At 71.3% G+C, this 19,836-nt stretch carries 17 protein-coding genes and 1 tRNA gene; 13 read left to right on the forward strand and 5 right to left on the reverse strand.

Features of this window, described 5'->3' with window-relative positions:
- Positions 1 to 48: 48 nt before the first annotated feature.
- Positions 49 to 1,524, reverse strand: coding sequence for a helix-turn-helix domain-containing protein (locus tag B4915_RS06980; protein ID WP_105805110.1), 1,476 nt, complete (start codon positions 1,522 to 1,524; stop codon positions 49 to 51).
- Positions 1,525 to 1,657: 133 nt separating this feature from the next.
- On the opposite strand from B4915_RS06980, the gene B4915_RS06985 reads away from it, so the two are divergent.
- The 4 genes from B4915_RS06985 to B4915_RS07000 all read left to right on the forward strand — a co-directional run bounded on the left by B4915_RS06985 (position 1,658) and on the right by B4915_RS07000 (position 4,645).
- A complete protein-coding gene (locus B4915_RS06985) occupies positions 1,658 to 3,505 on the forward strand; it encodes a phosphoenolpyruvate carboxykinase (GTP) (RefSeq protein ID WP_181158484.1) in 1,848 nt (615 codons plus the stop codon).
- Positions 3,506 to 3,664: 159 nt separating this feature from the next.
- Positions 3,665 to 3,738: transfer RNA gene (locus B4915_RS06990), tRNA-Leu, on the forward strand.
- 245 nt (positions 3,739 to 3,983) lie between these two features.
- The gene (locus B4915_RS06995) at positions 3,984 to 4,313 is read left to right on the forward strand and encodes a nucleotidyltransferase family protein (RefSeq protein WP_105805111.1); all 330 of its coding nucleotides are present in this window, start codon (positions 3,984 to 3,986) and stop codon (positions 4,311 to 4,313) included.
- Positions 4,310 to 4,645: a HepT-like ribonuclease domain-containing protein gene (locus B4915_RS07000; protein ID WP_105805112.1), complete on the forward strand. Its 336-nt coding sequence runs from the start codon at positions 4,310 to 4,312 to the stop codon at positions 4,643 to 4,645. The genes B4915_RS06995 and B4915_RS07000 overlap by 4 nt, the downstream gene beginning before the upstream one ends.
- Before the next feature lie 98 nt (positions 4,646 to 4,743).
- Here B4915_RS07000 and B4915_RS07005 read toward each other — a convergent pair whose 3' ends face one another.
- Positions 4,744 to 5,436, reverse strand: a complete 693-nt coding sequence (locus tag B4915_RS07005; protein WP_105805113.1) for an SOS response-associated peptidase — start codon at positions 5,434 to 5,436, stop codon at positions 4,744 to 4,746.
- A gap of 114 nt (positions 5,437 to 5,550) precedes the next feature.
- Here B4915_RS07005 and B4915_RS07010 point away from each other — a divergent pair, with 114 nt between their 5' ends.
- The 7 genes from B4915_RS07010 (at position 5,551) to B4915_RS07035 (ending at position 12,154) form a co-directional block, all read left to right on the forward strand.
- Positions 5,551 to 6,126, forward strand: a complete 576-nt coding sequence (locus B4915_RS07010) for a TspO/MBR family protein (RefSeq protein WP_105805114.1) — start codon at positions 5,551 to 5,553, stop codon at positions 6,124 to 6,126.
- 32 nt (positions 6,127 to 6,158) lie between these two features.
- The gene (locus tag B4915_RS14660; protein ID WP_181158485.1) at positions 6,159 to 6,308 is read left to right on the forward strand and encodes a hypothetical protein; all 150 of its coding nucleotides are present in this window, start codon (positions 6,159 to 6,161) and stop codon (positions 6,306 to 6,308) included.
- Between the two features lie 67 nt (positions 6,309 to 6,375).
- Complete coding sequence (locus B4915_RS07015; RefSeq protein WP_105805115.1) at positions 6,376 to 7,629, forward strand: alanine racemase; 1,254 nt, start codon at positions 6,376 to 6,378, stop codon at positions 7,627 to 7,629.
- Positions 7,617 to 8,930 carry a D-arabinono-1,4-lactone oxidase gene (locus B4915_RS07020; protein ID WP_105805116.1) on the forward strand — a complete coding sequence of 438 codons (1,314 nt, stop codon included), beginning with the start codon at positions 7,617 to 7,619 and terminating at the stop codon, positions 8,928 to 8,930. The genes B4915_RS07015 and B4915_RS07020 overlap by 13 nt, the downstream gene beginning before the upstream one ends.
- Positions 8,931 to 9,003: 73 nt before the next feature.
- Positions 9,004 to 9,573: a LemA family protein gene (locus tag B4915_RS07025; RefSeq protein ID WP_105805117.1), complete on the forward strand. Its 570-nt coding sequence runs from the start codon at positions 9,004 to 9,006 to the stop codon at positions 9,571 to 9,573.
- A 7-nt stretch (positions 9,574 to 9,580) separates the two neighbouring features.
- The gene (locus B4915_RS07030) at positions 9,581 to 10,450 is read left to right on the forward strand and encodes a M48 family metalloprotease (RefSeq protein ID WP_105805118.1); all 870 of its coding nucleotides are present in this window, start codon (positions 9,581 to 9,583) and stop codon (positions 10,448 to 10,450) included.
- A gap of 231 nt (positions 10,451 to 10,681) precedes the next feature.
- The gene (locus tag B4915_RS07035; RefSeq protein ID WP_105805768.1) at positions 10,682 to 12,154 is read left to right on the forward strand and encodes an MFS transporter; all 1,473 of its coding nucleotides are present in this window, start codon (positions 10,682 to 10,684) and stop codon (positions 12,152 to 12,154) included.
- A gap of 120 nt (positions 12,155 to 12,274) precedes the next feature.
- On the opposite strand, the gene B4915_RS07040 is transcribed toward B4915_RS07035, so the two are convergent.
- The 3 genes from B4915_RS07040 to B4915_RS07050 form a co-directional block, all read right to left on the reverse strand.
- Positions 12,275 to 14,770, reverse strand: coding sequence for a GcvT family protein (locus B4915_RS07040; protein ID WP_105805119.1), 2,496 nt, complete (start codon positions 14,768 to 14,770; stop codon positions 12,275 to 12,277).
- A 214-nt stretch (positions 14,771 to 14,984) separates the two neighbouring features.
- The gene (locus B4915_RS07045) at positions 14,985 to 16,484 is read right to left on the reverse strand and encodes a flavin reductase family protein (RefSeq protein WP_105805120.1); all 1,500 of its coding nucleotides are present in this window, start codon (positions 16,482 to 16,484) and stop codon (positions 14,985 to 14,987) included.
- Complete coding sequence (locus tag B4915_RS07050) at positions 16,481 to 17,785, reverse strand: aromatic ring-hydroxylating oxygenase subunit alpha (RefSeq protein WP_105805121.1); 1,305 nt, start codon at positions 17,783 to 17,785, stop codon at positions 16,481 to 16,483. The genes B4915_RS07045 and B4915_RS07050 overlap by 4 nt, the downstream gene beginning before the upstream one ends.
- Before the next feature lie 134 nt (positions 17,786 to 17,919).
- Here B4915_RS07050 and B4915_RS07055 point away from each other — a divergent pair, with 134 nt between their 5' ends.
- Both B4915_RS07055 and B4915_RS07060 read left to right on the forward strand, forming a co-directional pair.
- A complete protein-coding gene (locus B4915_RS07055) occupies positions 17,920 to 18,849 on the forward strand; it encodes a LysR family transcriptional regulator (RefSeq protein ID WP_105805769.1) in 930 nt (309 codons plus the stop codon).
- Between the two features lie 14 nt (positions 18,850 to 18,863).
- The gene (locus B4915_RS07060; protein WP_105805122.1) at positions 18,864 to 19,679 is read left to right on the forward strand and encodes an IclR family transcriptional regulator; all 816 of its coding nucleotides are present in this window, start codon (positions 18,864 to 18,866) and stop codon (positions 19,677 to 19,679) included.
- Positions 19,680 to 19,836 lie beyond the last annotated feature (157 nt).

Consider the following 19,836-nt stretch of genomic DNA (forward strand, 5'->3'; position numbering starts at 1 on the left):
GGCTGGTGAGCCGCGCGCCTCCGGCGGAAAAACACGATGCGTTTTTCCCTAAGCCTCCGGCGCAGGCGCGTGCTTCGAGAGGAAGGCGTACATCTCGGTGTCGTCAACCCCGGGGAAAGTGCCCGTGGGCAGCGGCGAGAGCACATGCGCGTGCATGCGCGCGCTCGGCCACGCCTTGCCCTGCCAGCGCGCCAGCAGCTCCGGGCTGGGCGTGCGGCAGCACGCCGGATCCGGGCAGCTCGACACGCGCCGCTCCTGCGTGTCGCGGCCGCGGAACCACTTCGCGTCGTCGAACGGCACCCCGCAGGCGATCGCGAACGGCCCCTGCTCGGCGTCCCCGGTCTGCACGCTCGACCAGAAGGTGCCCGCCGGCGTGTCCGTGTACTGGTAGAACTCGCTCGTCCGGTTCGTCCGGTTGAAGGCGGTGCGGCCGCCCCACTTGTGACACAGGATCTCGCCCTCGATCACCCCGGAGTCGTCGCTCGGGAACGGGGTCCCGTCGTTCTCGTAGCCGCGCATCAGGGCGCCCGCACCATCCGCACGGTAGTGGTGCACGCGGAGGTCGAGGTGCCGGGTGGCGAGATTCGTGAAGCGGTGAGCGGCGGCCTCGTGCGTCACGCCGAAGGCGTCGCGCAGATCCTCGATCGCGAGATTGCGATTGCGCTTCGCCTGCTGCAGCAGATCCACCGCGCGAGCCTCCGGCATCAGGCACGCCGCCGCGAAGTAGTTGATCTGCAGCCGCTGCTCCAGGAACTCCGCGTAGCTCGCGGGTTCCGTGTGCCCGAGCACCCGGTGCGCCATCGCCTGCAGCGCCAGCGAACGCAGGCCGTGCCCGCCCGGGATCGAGGCCGGCGGCAGGTAGATGCGGCCGTTCTCCAGATCCGTGATGCTGCGCGTGTTCGAGGGCAGCTCGTCGACGAAGATCAGGGTGAAGCCCAGCAGCTCGGCCGCCAGGGCCACCTCGCGGTGCGTGACCGCGCCGGTCGTGTGCCCGATCCGGCGCATCAGATCGGAGGCGACCAGCTCGATCTCGTTGATGTAGTTGTCGCGTTCCCGCATCTGCATGCGGATCGCCGTGTTCGCCCGGCGCGCCTCCTCCGAGGTGGTGGCGGCGGCGCGGGAGCGGCGCGCCAGCTCGCGGTGCAGGCCGACGAGCGCCTCCAGGGTCTCATCGCTGAGCGTACGCGGCGCCCGCACGTGGGGGAGGCCCAGGCGGAGGTAGCCGGGAGAGGTCTGCGCCCGCTCCAGCTCGATCTCGAGTTCGCTGCGTCGATCCGGCGCCTCCCGCTTCAGCAGCTCGGAAGGGTCGATGCCGAGTTCGCGCCCGAGCGAGGTCAGCAACCCGAGCCGGGGCTCGCGGCGCCCGTTCTCGATGAGCGAGAGCTGACTCGCGACGACGCCCACGCGCTCGCCGAGCTGCTCCAGGGTGAGTCCGGCGCGCGTCCGGAAGAAGCGGAGGCGCTTGCCGACGAGCATCCGGTCGAGTTCGGCCTCGCTCTGGGTAGGGGTCACATCCGGGGTCATGATTTGACTATAAGGCAAAAAGCGCGAAAATTGACAGCCGTTCTGGTGAACACGAGGTGAATCGCTTGCTCAGAATAGAAGATGTCACCGATTCTTCACCGGCACGGTGCGAACCCAAGGAGAACGAAACGTCATGAGCGCAATCCAGGTCATCGACGCCGAGATCACGATCGCCGATCTGGTCCGCGAGAACGCCAGCACCGACAACGAGGAGGTGCTGCGGTGGGTCACCGAGATCGCCGAGCTCACCCAGCCGGATGAGGTCGTCTGGTGCGACGGCTCCCAGGACGAGTGGAACCGGATCACCTCCGAGATGGTCGAAGCCGGATCCCTGATCCCGCTCAACCAGAATCTCCGCCCCGGCAGCTTCCTCGCCCGCTCGCACCCCGGCGACGTCGCCCGCGTCGAAGACCGCACCTTCATCTGCTCCGAGAAGCAGGAGGACGCCGGCCCCACCAACAACTGGGTCGCCCCCGCCGAGATGAAGGCCGAGCTCACGCCCCTCTTCACCGGCTCCATGCGCGGACGCACCATGTACGTGGTGCCGTTCTCGATGGGCCCGGTCGGCGGCGCCATCACGCAGCTCGGGATCGAGATCACCGACTCGCCCTACGCCGTGCTCAACATGCGGATCATGACCCGCATGGGGCAGACCGCGCTCGACGGCATCACGCCCGGCAGCGAGTGGGTGCGCACGGTGCACTCCGTGGGCGCACCGCTCGTCGACGGCGCCGAGGACGTCGCGTGGCCCTGCAACGACACCAAGTACATCACCCACTTCCCCGAGACGCTCGAGGTGTGGTCCTACGGCTCCGGCTACGGCGGCAACGCGCTGCTGTCGAAGAAGTGCTTCGCGCTGCGCATCGCCTCGGTGATGGGGCGCAACGAGGGCTGGCTCGCCGAGCACATGCTGCTGCTCAAGCTCACCAACACCGAGACCGGCAAGGCCTACCACCTTTCGGCCGCGTTCCCCTCCGCGTGCGGCAAGACCAACCTGGCCATGCTGCAGCCCACCATCCCCGGCTGGAAGGTCGAGACCATCGGCGACGACATCGCCTGGCTCCGCCCCGGCAAGGACGGCCGGCTCTACGCCATCAACCCCGAGGCCGGCTTCTTCGGCGTCGCCCCCGGCACCGGCGAGTCGACGAACCCGGTCGCGATGGAGACGCTGTGGGGCAACACGATCTTCACGAACGTGGCCCTGACCGACGAGGGCGATGTGTGGTGGGAGGGCAAGACCGACGAGGTCCCCGCGCACCTCATCGACTGGCAGGGCGAGGACTGGACGCCGGCGGCCGATCGCCCCGCAGCCCACCCCAATTCGCGCTTCACGGTGCCGATCCAGCAGACGCCCACCCTCGCCGCCGACTGGTACGAGCAGGACGGCGTGCCGCTCGACGCGATCCTCTTCGGCGGCCGCCGCGCCACGAACGTGCCGCTCGTCGCGCAGTCGCTCTCCTGGGAGCACGGCGTCTTCGTGGGCGCCACCGTGTCCTCCGAGAAGACCGCCGCGCAGGAGGGCACCGTCGGGGAGCTGCGCCGCGACCCCTTCGCCATGCTGCCCTTCTGCGGCTACAACATGGCCGACTACTGGGGTCACTGGCTCGAGATCGGGCGTCAGCTGGGCGACAAGGCGCCGAAGGTGTTCCAGGTCAACTGGTTCCGCAAGGGCGCCGACGGCCGCTTCCTGTGGCCGGGCTTCGGCGAGAACTCGCGCGTGATCGACTGGATCATCCGCCGCGTGGAGGGCGAGGTCGAGGGACGCGAAACCGCGATCGGCACCGTCCCCGCCGCGGGCGAGCTCAAGCTCGACGGCATCCAGGTGCCCGAGGCCGACCTCGAGGAGCTCTTCTCGATCGACCCCGCCTCCTGGCTGGCCGAGGCCGATCTCACCGAGGAGTTCTTCGCGCAGTTCGGCGAGCGCGTCCCCGCCGCGCTGCGCGAGCAGCTGGAGGGCCTGCGCAAGCGACTCAGCGCCTGAGACTCCGGCTGCGGGACACGCGCCCGCTGTGCCGGCACCGACCGTGAGCCCCGCAGTTCTGCCCGACTGCGGGGCTCACTGCTGCCGTCTGCGGTTCGCGCAGCCCAACCGCCGCGCTGCGGGTCCGGCGCGCTCGGTAGGCTATGAGCGGAGCAGCAGCCCCCCATAGCCCAACCGGCAGAGGCAGCCGACTTAAAATCGGTGCAGTCTGGGTTCGAATCCCAGTGGGGGGACGAGAGTCCCCCCACTGGGATTCCCGAAGAACCCATTACCGGGCGCGAGGGCGCGCCCGGCGGCGTGCGCGCGCGACGCGATGCGTCGCTTTGAGCGCGCGGCCGGGGTTCGAATCCCAGGGGGGGCGAAGGTCCCCCGCACTGGGATTCCTGAAGAACCCAATACCGGGGCGCGAGGCGCGCCCCGGCGGCGTGCGCGCGAGCCCTCTCTGTCGGCGGCTGCGTGCTCCCGGTATTCTGGGGGCATGACCGCGCCGCCTCCCACGACTGCGACGCTGGCACTGCGCCAGCTGCTGGGCGAGCACGGTGACGCATTTCGGGACCTGCTTGCAAGGTATCGGGCCACGAATCCGCGACTGTTCGGCTCAGTCGCCCGTGGTGACGCCCACGACCGCAGCGACCTGGACATCATCGTGGAGATGGACCCTGCCGACGGAAACCTGCTCATGCGAGCCGCGGGCCTGATGGAGGAAACCCGCGCACTCTTCGGGCGCGATGACGTCGACATCTTTCCGGTGCAACTGCTCAAACGTCCCGTCTCCGAGCGGGCCCTGGCGGATGCGGTTCCTTTGTGACTCGCGGTGACAGTGAACGCATCGCTCACATCATCGAGGCGGTCAATCGATGCCGTCAGTATGCGGATGCGCTCACCGAAGCAGATCCGGTGATCGCGATGATGGCTGAGGATGCCATCCAGCGAAATCTCCAGATCATCGGCGAGGCTGTCAGGCATCTCTCTCCCGGCGTCACGGCCGCACACCCCGAGATCCCGTGGGCGCAGATCCGGGGATTTCGGAACATTCTCGTCCACCAGCACTTCGGTGTTGACTCGGCCACGGTCCGAGACGTCGTCGAAACGCACCTGCCCCCACTGAGACTCGCCCTGGAGCGGCACATCGACCCGTAGGGAGGACGCGCCCGGCAGGAGGCCGCGGGGCTGCTTCCAGACCGTCGCGATGAGGACGTCGACGACGGTCAGGATCCGAGCGCCGCGGCGCCCGCGCCCTACGCCGGCTCGATGAGCTCCGGCCCGTCACCGCGCAGTGGCCGCACCGCGTACTCCCGCAGCCGCTCCGAGATCGGCAGCGAGGACTCCGCGACCGCATTGACGAGGAGCTGGTCACCGAGCGTCTGCGGATCCAGCCAGTCGCGCAGCAGCTCCTCGCCCAGGAACACCGGCATGCGATCGTGCAGCGGCTCCATCACGCCGGCCGAGCTGCGGGTGAGGATCGTCGCCGTCAGATGCCAGCCCGCGTCGTCCGCGGCGCCCGGCTCGTGCCACCAGGTGTACAGGCCCGCAAGGGGGAGCACCGGCTCCGGCCCGAAGATCGCGTGGGGGACGCGGGCCGACTTCGGGCCGGTCCACTCGTAGAAGCCCGAAACCGGGACGACGCAGCGCCGGGACTGCAGCGAGGGACGGAAGCTCGGCTTCTCGGCCGCGGTCTCCGCGCGGGCGTTGAAGGTGGGGAAGCGGCTGCGCAGCTCCTTCGACCAGGGCGGCACGAGCGACCAGTGCGCGTACTCGAATCGGCGCGAGCCGTCCCGCCGGTCCGTGAAGGCGACCGGAATCGGCTGCGTCGGCTTCAGGTCCCAGCTCGGCGCATAGCCGTCCGGGCGGCCCACCATCCACTCCGACAGAGCCCCGCCCTCGGCGACCCCCAGATTCTCGTCGTAGTCGACGATCACTCTCCCGCACATGCGACCAGCGTAGGCCCCGCCACCCCCTTTCGTCTGCCCCTCCCGCTTGCTACGGTGGCAGGCCAGGGTCAGGCGCTGCGCAGCGCGGCGGACAGCGGGAGACGGGGGAACGGGATGGCCAGCACGCACACCGGAGCGGGGACGCGCCCAGCGGAGTGGCGGCGCACGGACGCGGATGCCGGGCCGTCGCGGCCGCGACAGCTGCTCGCCGCCCTCGCCTTCCTCCTGATCGTGGCCCTCATCGCGGTCCTCGGCTCGCTCGCCTCCGCGAGCAATGTCGATGGCTGGTACGCGGAGGCCGAGAAGGTGCCGTGGGATCCGCCGAACGTGGTCTTCGGCCCGGTCTGGACGGTGCTCTACGCGCTCATCGCGCTGGCGGGCTGGCTGATCTGGCGGGCGGGCTTCGCCGCCGGCCGGCCGAATCGCGCCCGGCGCGCGCTCGGCATCTTCGTCGCGCAGCTCGTGCTCAACTCCCTGTGGACGCCCGTGTTCTTCGCGGGCTTCCCGCTCTTCGGCGAGGCCGCGTGGTGGATCGCGCTCGCCATCATCGTCGCGCTCGCGATCACGGTCGTGTGGCTGGCCGCAGCTGCGGCGCCGTGGTCGAAAGTCGCTGCGGGGATCATGGTGCCCTACCTCCTGTGGCTGCTCTTCGCGACGAGCCTCAACATCGGGATCATCGCGCTCAACTGAGCGACGCCGCGCGGGCCGCGTAAGCTGGCCCCGTGCTCTTCGCCAAGGTGCTGCTCGTGATCGCGATTCTCGTCGTGATCGTGCTCGCCCTCTTCCTCCGCCTGCGGGCGTGGCGGCAACGGCGCGCCGAGGCGCGCGCACGGTGGGAGGCGGAGCTGCGCCGGGACCTCCGCGGCGAATAGACCCGGCGAGCGCTTCGAGGGGACGCGAGGGGATGCACAGCGGCCCCGAAGGTTCTACACTGCCCCCATGACCCTCGACGTCAGTGCACCGGCGCTCGCTGCCGCTGCCGCCGCGGCGCCGTGGGAGCGGGCGGAGGAGTGGTGGGGTCGCTGCTCCGAGGCGACGCGGGAGCTGCCCGCCCCCGTCGTCGTCCTGAGTCTCGCCGCCCTGCGGCGCAATGCCGACGATCTTGCGCGGCGCGCGGGCGGGATCCCCGTCCGGCTCGCCAGCAAGTCACTGCGCGTGCGCGGGGTGATCGAGGCGGTGCTCGCCCTGCCGGGCTTCGCCGGGGTGCTCGCCTACACGCTCGCCGAGGCGCTGTGGCTCGCCGACACGATCGAGGACGTGGTCGTGGGGTACCCCACGGCCGACCGTCACGCCATCGCCCGCCTCGCCGCCGACGAGCGGGCCGCGGCCCGCGTCACGCTGATGGTCGACGGCGTTGAGCAGCTCGACCTCGTCGACGCGGTGGCACCGCCCGCAAGCCGGGCTCCGATCCGCGTCTGCCTCGAGCTCGACGCCTCCTGGCGCAGCGCGGCGCTCGGCCACATCGGCGTGCGCCGCTCGCCCGTCCACGAGCCCGCCGAGCTGCGCGCGCTCGCCGCAGCCGTCGTCTCGCGCCCCGGCTTCGTGCTGGTGGGCGTGATGGCGTACGAGGCGCAGATCGCGGGAGTGGGGGACCGGCCGTCGGGCCGCCCCGCGCAGGGTGCGCTGCTGCGCGCGGTGCAGCGGCTCAGCGGGGCCGAGCTCGCCGAACGCCGCGCCGCGGCCGTCTCCGCCGTGCGCGAGCTGGCCGACCTGGAATTCGTGAACGGCGGCGGCACGGGGTCGCTCGAACGCACCGCCTGCGAAGCGGTCGTGACCGAGCTCGCCGCCGGCAGTGGCCTCTTCGGCCCGCACCTCTTCGACCACTACGCCGGTTTCGCCGTCGCTCCGGCCGTGGCGTTCGCCCTGGACGTGGTGCGCAAGCCCACGCCCGACCGCGCCACGCTGCTCGGCGGCGGCTGGATCGCCTCCGGCCCCGCGGCCGCCGACCGTCTGCCGCTGCCCGTCTGGCCGCCCGGCCTCGCCTTCGAGCCGCGCGAGGGGGCGGGAGAGGTGCAGACCCCCGTGCGGGGGACGGCCGCCCGCGCGCTGCGGCCCGGCGACCGGGTCTGGATGCGGCATGCGAAGGCGGGCGAGGTGATGGAACACACGAACGAGGTGGTGCCGCTCGACGCGGACGGCGCCGCCCTGCCGGCGATCCCGAGCTATCGGGGAGAGGGAAGGTGCTTCCTGTGAACGCACGCTGGAGAAACTGGGCCCGCACCGAGTCGTCGCGGCCCGCGCTCGTGATCGCGCCCCGCACGCCCGAGCACGTGGCGCTCGCGGTGCAGCGGGCTCGTGAGACGGGCCACACCGTCAAGCCCATCGGCGCCTCCCACAGCTTCACGGGGATCGGCGCGAGTGACGGCATCCGGCTCGACATGAGCCGCATGCGTGGCCTCGTCTCCGCCGACGTCGGCGCCGGGCGGGTGACCCTGTGGGCGGGCACCCACCTGTGGGAACTCCCCGCGATCCTCGGCCCGCTCGGCCTCGCGCTGCCCAATATGGGCGACGTGGACCGCCAGACCATCACCGGGGCGACGCAGACCGGCACGCACGGCACGGGGCTGCGGCTGCCCGGGATCGCCGCCGGGGTGGTGGGCGCCCGGCTCGTCACCGGCACGGGCGAGTTGATCGACGTCGACGAGGGCCACCACCCCGAGCTGCTGCCCGCCGTCGCGCTCGGCCTGGGCGCGCTCGGCGTGCTCGTCACGGTGACGCTGCAGTGCGTGCCCCGCTTCCTGCTGCGGGCCGAGGAAGCGCCGGAGCCGCTCGACGCGGTTCTCGACGGCTTTGCGGAGCGGGTGAGGGATCGCGACCACTTCGAGTTCTTCTGGTTTCCGCACACCCGCCTCGCCCGCACCAAGACGAACACCCGGCTGCCGCTCGACGCGGGCGCCGAGCCGCTGAGCCGTTTCGCGCGCTTCGCCGACGAGGAACTGGCGAACAACGTCGCCTTCGGGGCGTGCAACGCGATCGGCGCGGCCGTCCCGGCCGCGATCCCGCGCATCAACCGGCTCGTCGAGCAGCTCTCGAGCCGGCGCAGCTACAGCGACGAGTCGCATCGCGTGTACATCACGCGCCGTCGCGTGCGCTTCGACGAGACCGAGTACGGCGTGCCCCTGGAGGCGGTGCCGGAGGCGGTGCGCGAGCTGCGCACCATGATCGAGCGCCGCGGCTATCGCGTGTCCTTCCCGATCGAGGTGCGCACGGCGGCGGCCGACGAGTTGCTGCTCTCCACCGCGCACGGCCGCGATAGCGGCTACATCGCCGTGCACCGCTACTGGCGGGACGCCGACCGCAGCTACCAGCGCGAGGCCGAGGCGATCCTCGCCGCCCACGACGGCCGGCCCCACTGGGGCAAGAGCCACACGCTCGGGGCCGGGGAGCTTCGGCGGCGGTACCCCGCCTTCGACCGCTTCGCGGAGATCCGGGACCGGCTCGATCCCGAGCGGATCTTCGCGAACCCCTACCTCACCCGGGTCCTCGGCGCCTGACACGCCCGATCCGTCCGAAGCGCACTCGCCCGATGCCCAGGCGGTTCCGGGCCTGGCCGGATAGGATACAGCCATGTCTGGTGGATTGATTGCCCTGCTCATCGGGGTCGGTGTCCTCGTCCTGCTCATCGGCTACGTCTGGGTGACCTACAACTCCCTCGTCACGCTCCGCGTGCGCGTCGACGAGGCGTGGAGCGACATCACGGTGCAGCTCAAGCGCCGAGCCGACCTGATCCCCTCGCTCGTCGAGACGGTCAAGGGATACGCCTCCCACGAGAAGGGAGTGTTCGACTCCGTGACGCGCGCCCGCGCCGAGACCATCTCGGCGCAGGGCCCCGCCGAGGCCTCCGTCGCCGAGAACCACATGCAGCAGGCGCTGAAGAGCATCTTCGCCGTCGCCGAAGCGTACCCCCAGCTGCAGGCCAGCCAGAACTTCCTGCAGCTGCAGGGTGAGCTGGTGGACACCGAGAACAAGATCCAGGCGGCGCGACGCTTCTACAACGGCGGCGTGCGCGAGTACAACACGAAGATCCAGGTGTTCCCGAACACGATCTTCGTGCGGGCGATGGGCTTCACCGAGCGCGAGTTCTTCGAGGTCGAAGACGTCGCCTCGATCTCGGAGCCCCCGCGCATCCAGTTCTAGGGGCGCCGTGTACAGCGCGATCCGCCGCAACAAGGTCAACAGCTTCCTCATCATCCTGCTGTTCGTCGGGATCGTCGGCGGGCTCGGCTGGCTTGCGGCGGCCATCTACCGCTCCCCGGGGATCGTCATCACGGTCGTGGTCATCGCGCTCGGCTACGCCGTGATCCAGTACTTCGCGGCCGGCCGTCAGGCCATCGCGATGAGCGGAGCCCGGCGCATCACCGAAGCCGACAACCCGCGGCTCTACCGCATCGTCGAGAACCTGGCCATCACCACCGGCACGCCCATGCCCGAGGTCTACATCGTCGACGATCCCGCGCCGAACGCCTTCGCGACGGGGCGGGATCCCGAGCACGCGATGGTCGCCGCCACCACCGGCCTGCTCGACATCATGACCGACCCCGAGCTGGAGGGCGTCATGGCGCACGAGCTGGGGCACGTCCGCAACTACGACATCCGCGTCTCCATGATCGTCTACGGGCTCGTCGTCGCGGTCGGCATGATCGCCGATGTGCTCATGCGCATGGCCTTCTTCGGGCGGAACAACAACGGCAATCCGGTCGTGATGATCTTCGGGCTCGTCGCGATGCTCGTCGCACCCCTCGTCGCCACCATGGTGCAGCTCGCCGTCTCTCGGCAGCGGGAGTACCTGGCCGACGCCACCGGCGCCCTCACGACGCGCCACCCCGAGGCGCTCGCGAGCGCACTGCACAAGCTCTCGGAGTACGGCCGTCCGCTGCAGAAGCAGCAGTCGAGCATGGCGCACCTGTGGATCGCGGACCCGCTGAAGCCGGGCGTCATGCAGCGGCTCTTCGCGACCCATCCGCCGATCCCGGATCGCATCCGGCGGCTGCTGGACATGGGCGGACGCTTTTAACCGCCCATTGACCTCGCCCGGGGGGGGCGGGCGAGGCGCGGTGGGCGCGAAACGCGGTGCGTTTCTTGGAGCGCCCCGGGGGGGCGGGCGCTTCTGACCGGGCCTTGGCGCGGGCGCGCGCCCGCCGCAAGGGAATAGTCCCGGCTCGGTCCGCGTTGTACGGTGGGCGTGTCCGCCGGCGCTCGCCGGCACGCCCGTCCGCCCGAGGAGGTCGCCCGCTCCGTGTCGAACATGTTCCGATCGCTCGCCGTCCGTGACTACCGCATCTGGTTCGCGGGGGCGCTCGTCTCGAACATCGGAGCGTGGATGCAGGCCACCACGCAGAACTGGGTGGTGCTCACCGAGCTGACCGACACCAATGCCTCCGCGGTCGGGCTCACCATGGCGCTGCAGTTCGGCCCGCAGCTCCTGCTCGTGCCCTTCAGCGGCGCCGTGGCGGATCGCTTCGACCGGCGCAGGGTGCTGCTCGTCACCCAGTCGCTCCTCATGCTGCTCGCCGCGGGCCTCGGCCTGCTGCTCGTGCTCGGCCACGCCGAGCTGTGGCACGTGTACGCCTTCGCGCTCGGGCTCGGCATCGTGAACGCCTTCGACACGACGTCGCGGCAGGCCTTCGTCTCCGACCTCGTGGGCACCGATCAGCTCTCGAACGCGGTCGCGCTCAACTCGGCGTCGTTCAACTCGGCGCGGCTCATCGGCCCGGCGGTGGCGGGGGTGCTCATCGCGGCCGTCGGCTCCGGCTGGGTGTTCCTCATCAACGCGGTGAGCTTCCTGGCGGTGCTCGGGGCGCTGCTCGCGATCCGCAGCAGCCATCGCCCGCGCGCGGCGGAGGCGAGGCGCGAGTCGCAGCTGCGGCAGCTCTCCGCGGGGTTCCGCTACGTCGCGCGCCGCCACGACCTGCTGGTGATCTTCGTGATGGTGTTCCTGGTCGGCGCCTTCAGCATGAACTTCCCGGTGATCTCCTCGACCATGGCGGTCGAGTTCGGCCGGGGCGCGAGCGATTACGGACTGCTCTCCTCGATCCTCGCGATCGGATCGCTCTCGGGTGCGCTGCTCGCCGCCCGGCGCCCCAGCGCGCGCATGCGCGTGGTGATCGTCGCGGTCGGCGGCGTGGGCGTGGTGAGCGTGGTCGCCGCGGTGATGCCCACCTTCTGGACCTTCGCCGCGACCCTTGTCTTCTTCGGTCTCGCGATCTCGACGATGCTCACGACCGCGAACGGCTTCGTGCAGACGACGGCGGACCCAGCGGTGCGCGGCCGCGTGCTCGCGCTCTACATGGCGATCCTCATGGGCGGCACGCCGGTCGGTGCGCCGCTCGTGGGTTTCGCGGCCGACGCCCTCGGGCCGCGGTCGACGCTCGTCATCAGCGCGGTCGCCGGGCTGCTCGCCTTCGGGGTGGGCATGACGTGGCTGTTCACCGAGCGGCGTCTGCGCTTCCACCGCGAGCGGGGCCTGCGCTTCGCGGTGACGCATGCCGGGCGACCGTGGCTGGGTGAGGCGCCGGCCGAGCAGCGAGAGACGCTGACGGCGCCGCTCACGGTGCTGCGTCGCGGAGGACCGTCGATCGGGGCGGGGGAGTCCGCCCCCGTGGAGGGCTCGACGGCCTCCGCGACGGGCGCGATCCGCATCGGCGAGGCGGATCCGGTCCTCGGCTCCGAGCCGCGCCGTGAGCCCGGACGCGGCGGCCGTCCCGGGCCCGGCCGCTGAGGGCGAGCGGGCCGGGCCGCTGAGGGGGGAACGGGCCGGACTGCTGAGGGCGAGCGGGCCGTGGGACGGCCGCGGGGGAGGTGCCGGCGGGCGTCCCGGGGCGCGCACCCGCCGCCCGCCTCAGCCCCGCAGGCGGCTCATGCCGGGGTCGTAGAGCGGCTCGGCGGCCACTGTGGCGGGCACCCGCTTGCCGAAGTACTCGATCTCGACCCGGTCGCCCTCCGCGAGCTCGCTGGGCAGCCAGGCGTAGGCGATGGGCGTGCGCAGGGTGAAGCCGTAGGCGGCGCTCGTGACGTAGCCGCGCACCTCGTCGCCCACGTAGACGGGCTCCTTGCCCATCACCACGGTCACGCCGTCATCTACGGTGAGGCATCGCAGGCGCGTCGTGGCGGCTGCCGCCCGTGCTTCCAGCGCCGCCGCGCCGACGAAGTCCTCCTTGCCCTTCTTCACCGCGAAGCCGAGCCCCGCCTGGACGGGCTCGTGCTCGGTCGTGACATCGGTGCCCCACGAACGGTAGCCCTTCTCCAGGCGCAGCGCCCCGAAGGCGGAGCGGCCGGCCGCGACCACGCCGAACTCCTGTCCCGCCTCCCACAGCACGTTCCAGAGACGGTGTCCGACCTCGGCCGAGGCGTAGATCTCCCAGCCCAGTTCGCCGACGTAGGAGAGCCGCATCGCCACGACCGGGATGCCGCCGATCGAGGCCCGCTTCGCGCGGAAGTACTTGAGCCCCTCGTTCGTGAAGTCGTCCTCGCTGACCTTGCCGACGACCTCGCGCGCGAGCGGGCCCCACAGGCCGATGCAGCAGGTGCCTCCAGTGATGTCGCGCACGTGCACCCACTGGGCGGGATCCGCCTCGCTCTGCCGCCGGGCCTCCCGCTCGATGTACACCTCATCGATGCCGCCGTTGATGCCGGCCTGGTAGCGGTGCTCGCCGAGCCGCGCCACGGTGATGTCGCTCGCGATGCCGCCGGCCTCGTCGAGCAGCAGCGTGTAGGTGACGGCGCCGGGGGCGCGCAGCATCTCGCCGGTGGTGAGTCGCTGCAGCAGCGGTCCCGCGCCGGGGCCGGTGAGCTCCAGGCGCTTCAGCGGCGTCATGTCGTACATGGCGACCGCGGTGCGCGTCTTCCACGCCTCGACGGCCGCGATGGGGGAGTAGTATCGCGCGGCCCAGGGATCGCGCTCGGGCGTCCGCCACTCCGCGGGGAGCTCGTCGAGGAGATCCGCATTGGCCTCGTACCAGTGGGGGCGCTCCCAGCCGGCACCCTCCAGGAAGCACGCGCCGAGCGCCTGCTGCTGCTCGTGGAAGGGGCTGAGGCGCACATTGCGGGGCGAGACGCGCGGCTGCAGCGGGTGGATGATGTCGTAGACCTCGACGAAGTTCTGCTGCGAGGTCTCGGCCACGTACTCGGGCGTGGTCTGCACCCGCTCGAAGCGGTTGAGGTCGCTGTCGGCGAGGCTCGTCGTGGAGTATCCCTGCGTCATCAGCTCGGCCACGGCCTTCGCGATGCCCGCCGAGTGGGTCACCCACACGGCCTCGGCGACGAAGAAGCCGTCGAGCTGGCGGGCCTCGCCAACCAGCGAGCCGCCGTCAGGGGTGAAGGAGAAGATGCCGTTGAAGCCCTTCTGCACCTCCGCCTCGCGCAGGCAGGGCAGCAGCCGCTGCGACTCCTCCCACTCGGCGGCGAAGTCCTCGGGCGTGAAGTCGAGACTCGACGGCATGCGGTCCTCGGTGATGTCGTCGGGAGCCACCCAGGGCAGCCGGTCGAGGTCGACGGGCATCGGCTGGTGTGCGTAGGAGCCGATGCCGATCCGGTCGCCCCACTCGCGGTAGTAGAGGCGGCGGTCCTGGTGCCGCAGCACGGGCAGCTGCGCGCCGTCCGGCAGCTCGTTCTTGCCGTCGAGCGCGGGCACGGGCGTGCTCCACGCGTACTGGTGGGCGAGCGGGAGCAGCGGGATCGGCACGCCGGCCATCTTGCCGATGTTCGGGCCCCAGAAGCCGGCGCAGCTCACCACGAGGTCCGCGGCGAATCGCTCCTCGCCGGCGAGCACGCCGGTGACGCGGCCGTTCGCCTGCTCGATCCCGGTGACGGTGGTGCGGTCGCGGTACTCGACGCCCTGCGCCCGGGTGCGCTCGATGAGCAGCTGCACGGCCTGCTTGGCGAGTGCGAGCCCGTCGCCGGGGGTGAGGAGGCCGCCGAGCACGGCGTCCTGGTTGAGCAGCGGGTACCGCCGCGCGCACTCGGCTGGGTCGATGACGTGCGCCTCCACTCCCCAGGAGCGGTTCCATCCCGCCCGCCGCTCGAGTTCGAGTAGCCGCTCGGGCGTCGTCGCGATCTCCAGCCCGTCGACGTGCTTGAAGGAGCCGCGCCCGTCGGGGCCGATCAGGCCGCTGAGCTTCTCGATGGTGTACTGGGCGAACTCGGTCATCGACTTGGAGCCGTTCGTCGAGTAGACGACGCCCGGCGCGTGCGAGGTGGAGCCGCCCGGCAGTCCGAGCGGGCCCTGCTCGAGCACGAGGATGTTGTTCCAGCCGCGCTGGACGAGTTCGTCGGCGAGATTCGCGCCGACGATGCCGGCGCCGATGATGACGACGCGGGGGGAGGGGGAAGCGGTCATGACTGGAGAACTCCCTTGTTCGGTGTGTGCGCATTACGCACATCGTGCGTACTACGCATCTAGTATCGATGAGGTGCGCCGGACGGCGCAAGACCTCGCGCGGCGGGTCGAGCACGCGGGGCACCGGGGCACGTGGCTTCCCGCGACCCGGACCCCGCCCCGGGGCGCGCCTCGGAGACCGCGGCGCGGCGCATGCGTCACCCCGCGGCGCGGCTCAGGCGTCGATGACGAGGTCCGTGACGGCGGTCGAGCAGCAGGGCAGGAACTTGCCCGCTTCGATCTCACGCGCGCGGATCCCGCCCTGATGCTGCATCTCGACCTCGCCCTCGAGCTTGACGCTCTTGCACGAGCCGCACATCCCCTCCTCGCAGTTCGCGGGGATCCGGATGCCCGCACGCTGCGCGGGGCGCAGGATCGTCTCACCCGGCTCGATGCGCACCTTCAGCCGGCTCTGCATGAAGCACATCGTGAGGCTGCCGGAGCCGACCGTCTCGAAGTCCGCGGCATCGGCCGCCGCAGCGACGTCGTCCCGGTCCCGGCCTCCCGGACCCTCCGTGGCGGCGCCGGAGGAACCCTCCGCGGTGCCGGACGGGGAAACCCCGTCTGCCGATCCCGCTCGAGCCTCCGCACCCGGCTCCGCCGCACCCGGCTCCGCCGCTCCCGGCGACGCCTCCGGCGGGGCTGCGGATCCCTCCTCCGCGACCGGCTCGCCGAGCCCCTCGACCGCGTAGGCCGACTCGGGGCCGTAGAGCTCCTCGGCGGGCGGCTCGTCGGCCGCGAGCTCGACGGCGAGATCGCTCGCGAGCGCCACCTCCTCCGCATACTCGCGGATCGTCTGGCGGTCGCCCGTGAAGTACTCCATGAAGATCGAGGTGTCGTCGACGCCGATGCTCCGCAGCAGCTCCTCCGCCATCGTGAGGTACCCCTCGGGCCCGCAGGCGTACACCTGGCGGCCGTTCGCATCGGGCGCCACCTCGTTGAGCATCGACGCCGTCAGCCGGCCCGCCATCCACTCCCAGCTGCCCGGGGTGTCCCGGTTGCCCAGGGACCAGAACACCTTGATCCGGGAGTCGGTCGCCGCGAGGTATTCGAGCTCGTTCGAGAAGGCGAAGCCACCGGCCTTCGCCGCGTGGTAGAGCAGCACCACATCGGCCTGGCCCGGCAGGCTGTGGATGGTGCGGATCATCGACATCAGCGGCGTGATGCCCGCCCCGGCGCCCAGCAGCAGGTAGCGCGCGCGCCGGTCCGCGTCGGGCAGGTGGAAGGCACCCACCGGTCCGAGCATGTCGAGCACCGTGCCCGGGCGCACCTGCTCGTGCGCCCAGGAGGAGACGAGGCCGTTCGGATCCCGCTTGATCGAGATCGAGAAGGTCCACGGCTGCGTCGGCGCGCTCGATATCGAGTAGCTGCGGTCGACCGGGGCCTCGCCCTCGCCGTGCACCGGGAACTCGATGTTGAGGTACTGCCCGGCGCGGAAGGAGAGCGGGGCCCCGTCCACCCGGCGGAACACGAAGGTCATCATGTCCCCGGGCTCCGTCACGGTCTCGACGCACTCGGCGAGGAACTCCTGCGGGCGGTAGGGATCGAGCGCCCGCGCGGCCGGGCTCGACGCCGGGGCGTCGGCCGCCGCCGCGAGCGCGCGGTTCCAGGGCATCTCGAGCCCGCTGATGCGCAGCGGCTCGGGGGCCGAGATGGGCGAGGTGCTCAGCGTCATGCGATGTGTTCCCGCATGCGCTGGGTGTACCAGTTGACGAAGGCCTCGACCTGGTACTCGCTGTCCATGTAGGGCCCCTGCTCGTAGGCGGGGCTGGCTGCGCCGAGCTGGCACATCTCGACGAAGGCCTTGTCTTGGAGGTTCGTCTGCTTCCACACGTGCGTGAGCTCGTCGAGGTCGTAGTCGACGCCCTCGACGGCGTCGTCGGCCACGAGCCAGGTGGTGCGCACGAGCGTCTGGTGCTCGTTGATGGGGATCGCCGCGAAGGTGACGATGTGATCGGAGAGGAAGTGGAACCACGAGTTGGGCTGCAGGTGCAGCGAGCAGCGGCCGAGGCGGAAGTCGCGCAGGCTGCCCAGCAGCTTCTTCGAGAGCCGGCGGCCGGTGGCCGAGAACGACTCGCCGGCGCCGTCGAGCGACTCGCGGGAGATGCGGAAGCCCGCGATGCGGGTGTCGAGCTGCTCGATCACCTCGTGGTGGAGCCCGTAGCGGTCGCAGCGCTCCTCGAGCTGGATCTTCGCCTCGACGTTGCGGGCCCAGACCTCCTCGAGGTGGGGCGGGATCAGGCCGTCGCTGAGCCCCCAGGTGGGGAACAGGGAGCAGGCGAGCTCGGGGTGGCCGTCGCAGTGGTAGCACTCGCGGTTGTTCTCCATCACCAGCTTCCAGTTGCCCTCTTCGATGATGTTCTGCTGGTAGGCGACCTTCGTCTGGGAGATGTCGTGCGGCGCGAGGTAGGGCTCGATGAGCGGGATGACCTCGTCGAAGTCCTCGGGCGGCTCCTCCGCGAGGCAGGTGAAGACGAGGCCCGCGACGATCCGCACCTGCGCGCGCTTGAGGGCGAAGCACTCCTTGTCGAGCTTCTCACCGGGGGCCGTGGACGCGTGGATCAGCGTTCCGTCCTCCGCGTAGGTCCACGAGTGGTAGCCGCAGACCATGTTGCCGGTGGAGCCGCGGCTCTCGGTGAGCACCCGGGCGCCGCGGTGGCGGCAGATGTTGTGGAGCACGTTCACCCCGCCGTCGTCCGTGCGCAGCACGATGAGCGCATAGGGTCCGAAATCGAGCGTGACGTAGTCGCCCGGCTCGGGGATCTCGGCGATGCTCGCCGTGAAGATCCAGTGCTTGCCGAAGATGCCCTCCATATCGGCCTTGAAGATGCCCGGATCGGTGTAGAAGGGCCCCTCCATCGAGTAGCCGGTGCGGCGGCGCTCCAGCAGCTCGGTGAGCTGCGCGAGCGTTTCGGCCGGCACGAAGCCCGTGTCCGGGCGCTGCTCGCTGCGGGGTCTGGTCAGGGTGTAGCTCATGCGATCTCCATTGATTGAACCGTGGCCGAGCGACCCCGGGGAGCCGCAGCGGCCCTGACGACGCTGACGTCCCTCAATCTAGGCTCGTTCAAGAAAGGTGCAAAACAATGTTGATCATCGTGCAGAATATCTGCATGATCGACCCTCGGCTCGCGACGCTGCGCACCTTCGCCTCCTGCGGCACCATCTCGGGCACGGCCGAGCTCACCGGCCTCTCGCCGTCGGCGGTCTCCGCGCAGCTGCGCGAGGTGCAGCGGGCGCTCGGGGTGCGACTGCTCGTGCGCGACGGCCGCGGCCTGCGTCTCACGGCCGCCGGTCACGAGCTCGTGAGCCGCTCCGACGGGCTCGTCGAGGAGTGGGAGCGGATCCGGGCGGCGGTGCTGAGCGAGGGACGGCAGCTGCAGTCCCGGCTGGGGATCGGCGGCTTCTCGACCGCCGCCGCGAACCTGCTCGCCCCGCTCGCCGCGCGGCTGCGCGAGAGCCGCCCGGATGTCCGGGTGCACGTGGTCGAGGCGGATCCGGCGCGCTGCGCCGAGCTGCTGCTCGCGGAGCGGCTCGACCTGGCCGTGATCGTCGCCATGCAGGCCGAGGCCCGCGACGGAGACGACTCGCGCTTCGAGCAGTTCGAGCTGCTCGCGGACCCGCTCGACGTGATGATGCCCAGTGACCACCGGCTCGCGGGGCGCGACTCCGTGGCCCTCGCCGAACTGGCCGGGGAGGACTGGATCACGGCCGCGTCCGGCCCGTACTTCGCGCTGTTCGTGGCGGCGTTCACGGCCGCTGGCCTCACCCCGCGGGTGCGCCATGAAGTGCTCGAGTGGGAGACGTCGATGGCGCTCGTCGGGGCGGGCATGGGGGTGGGGCTCGTGCCCCGGCTGGTGAGCGTGGCCGGGACCCCGAATGTGACGCGGGTGCGGATCGCGGGCGCTGCGGCGCCCAAGCGCACGATCCTGGCCGTGGTGCGCCGGGGCGCTGCCGAGTCGACGCTGATCCGGGAGTCCCTGCTCGCGCTGCGCGGCATCGCTGCGTCGATCCTCGAGACGCGGCTCTCCGAGGACTCGTGACTAGACTGTCGGGCATGCGCGAGGAGGTGGCCGCCCGGGGCGGCGGGGGTGGTCGCGGTGACGCCTCGCCGGTGCAATCGGTCGACCGGGCGCTGCGGATCCTGGAGCACGTCGCCGACCGGGGCGCCGCCGGCATCGCGGAGATCGCCGCGGAACTCGGGGTGCATCGCTCCACGGCGTTCCGCCTGCTCGCCACGCTCGAGGCTCGTCGCTTCGTGGTGCGCGGCCCCGACGGCGCCTACCGGCTCGGGGGCGGCGCACTGCGCATCGCGGGCGCGGTGACGGCGCGCGTCGACTTCGCCCGGGAAGCGCAGCTCGTCTGCGACGAGGTGACCGCGGAGCTGGGGGAGACGTCGAACGTGGCGATCCTCGTGGACGGCGACGCCGTGAACATCGCCCAGGCGACGGGCAGCGGCAGCGTCGCGGTCCGCGATCAGTTCGTCGGTCAGCGCACGCCGGCGCACGCCACCTCATCGGGGAAGGTGCTGCTCGCCTCGGAGGGGCCCGCCGCCCTGGAGCGCGTGATCGCGGAGGGGCTCCGGCGCTACTCCGAGTCCACGATCGTCGAGCCGGAACGGCTCTCGGACGAGCTGCGGCTCGTGCGGGACCGCGGCTGGGCCGCGGCACTCGCGGAGTGGCAGGAGCACGCGCACGCCGTCGCGGTGCCCGTCCGCGACTCGGACGGCGCGGTGATCGCGGCGCTGAGTGTCACGGCGCCCGCCTTCCGCATGCCGGAGAGCGAGCTGCCGGCCCTCGCGGCCACCCTGCGCGCGCACGCGGACGAGCTGTCGCGGCGTCTCGGCCACCGGGTGCCGCCCGCGCGCGGATAGGCGGGCGGGGCAGCGCGGCGCGCGAAGGCGCACCCGCGGAGAAAGTGGCCTCAGTGTGAATTTGGGCGTAATGCTTGGCGACGGCACCCGAGCGCGATAGCCTGAAACAGATATATGAGTTACACGTCACGGTGTCCCCCCTCGGCCCCCCGCCCCC

This window comes from Leucobacter massiliensis (assembly GCF_002982315.1).
GTDB lineage: Bacteria > Actinomycetota > Actinomycetes > Actinomycetales > Microbacteriaceae > Leucobacter > Leucobacter massiliensis.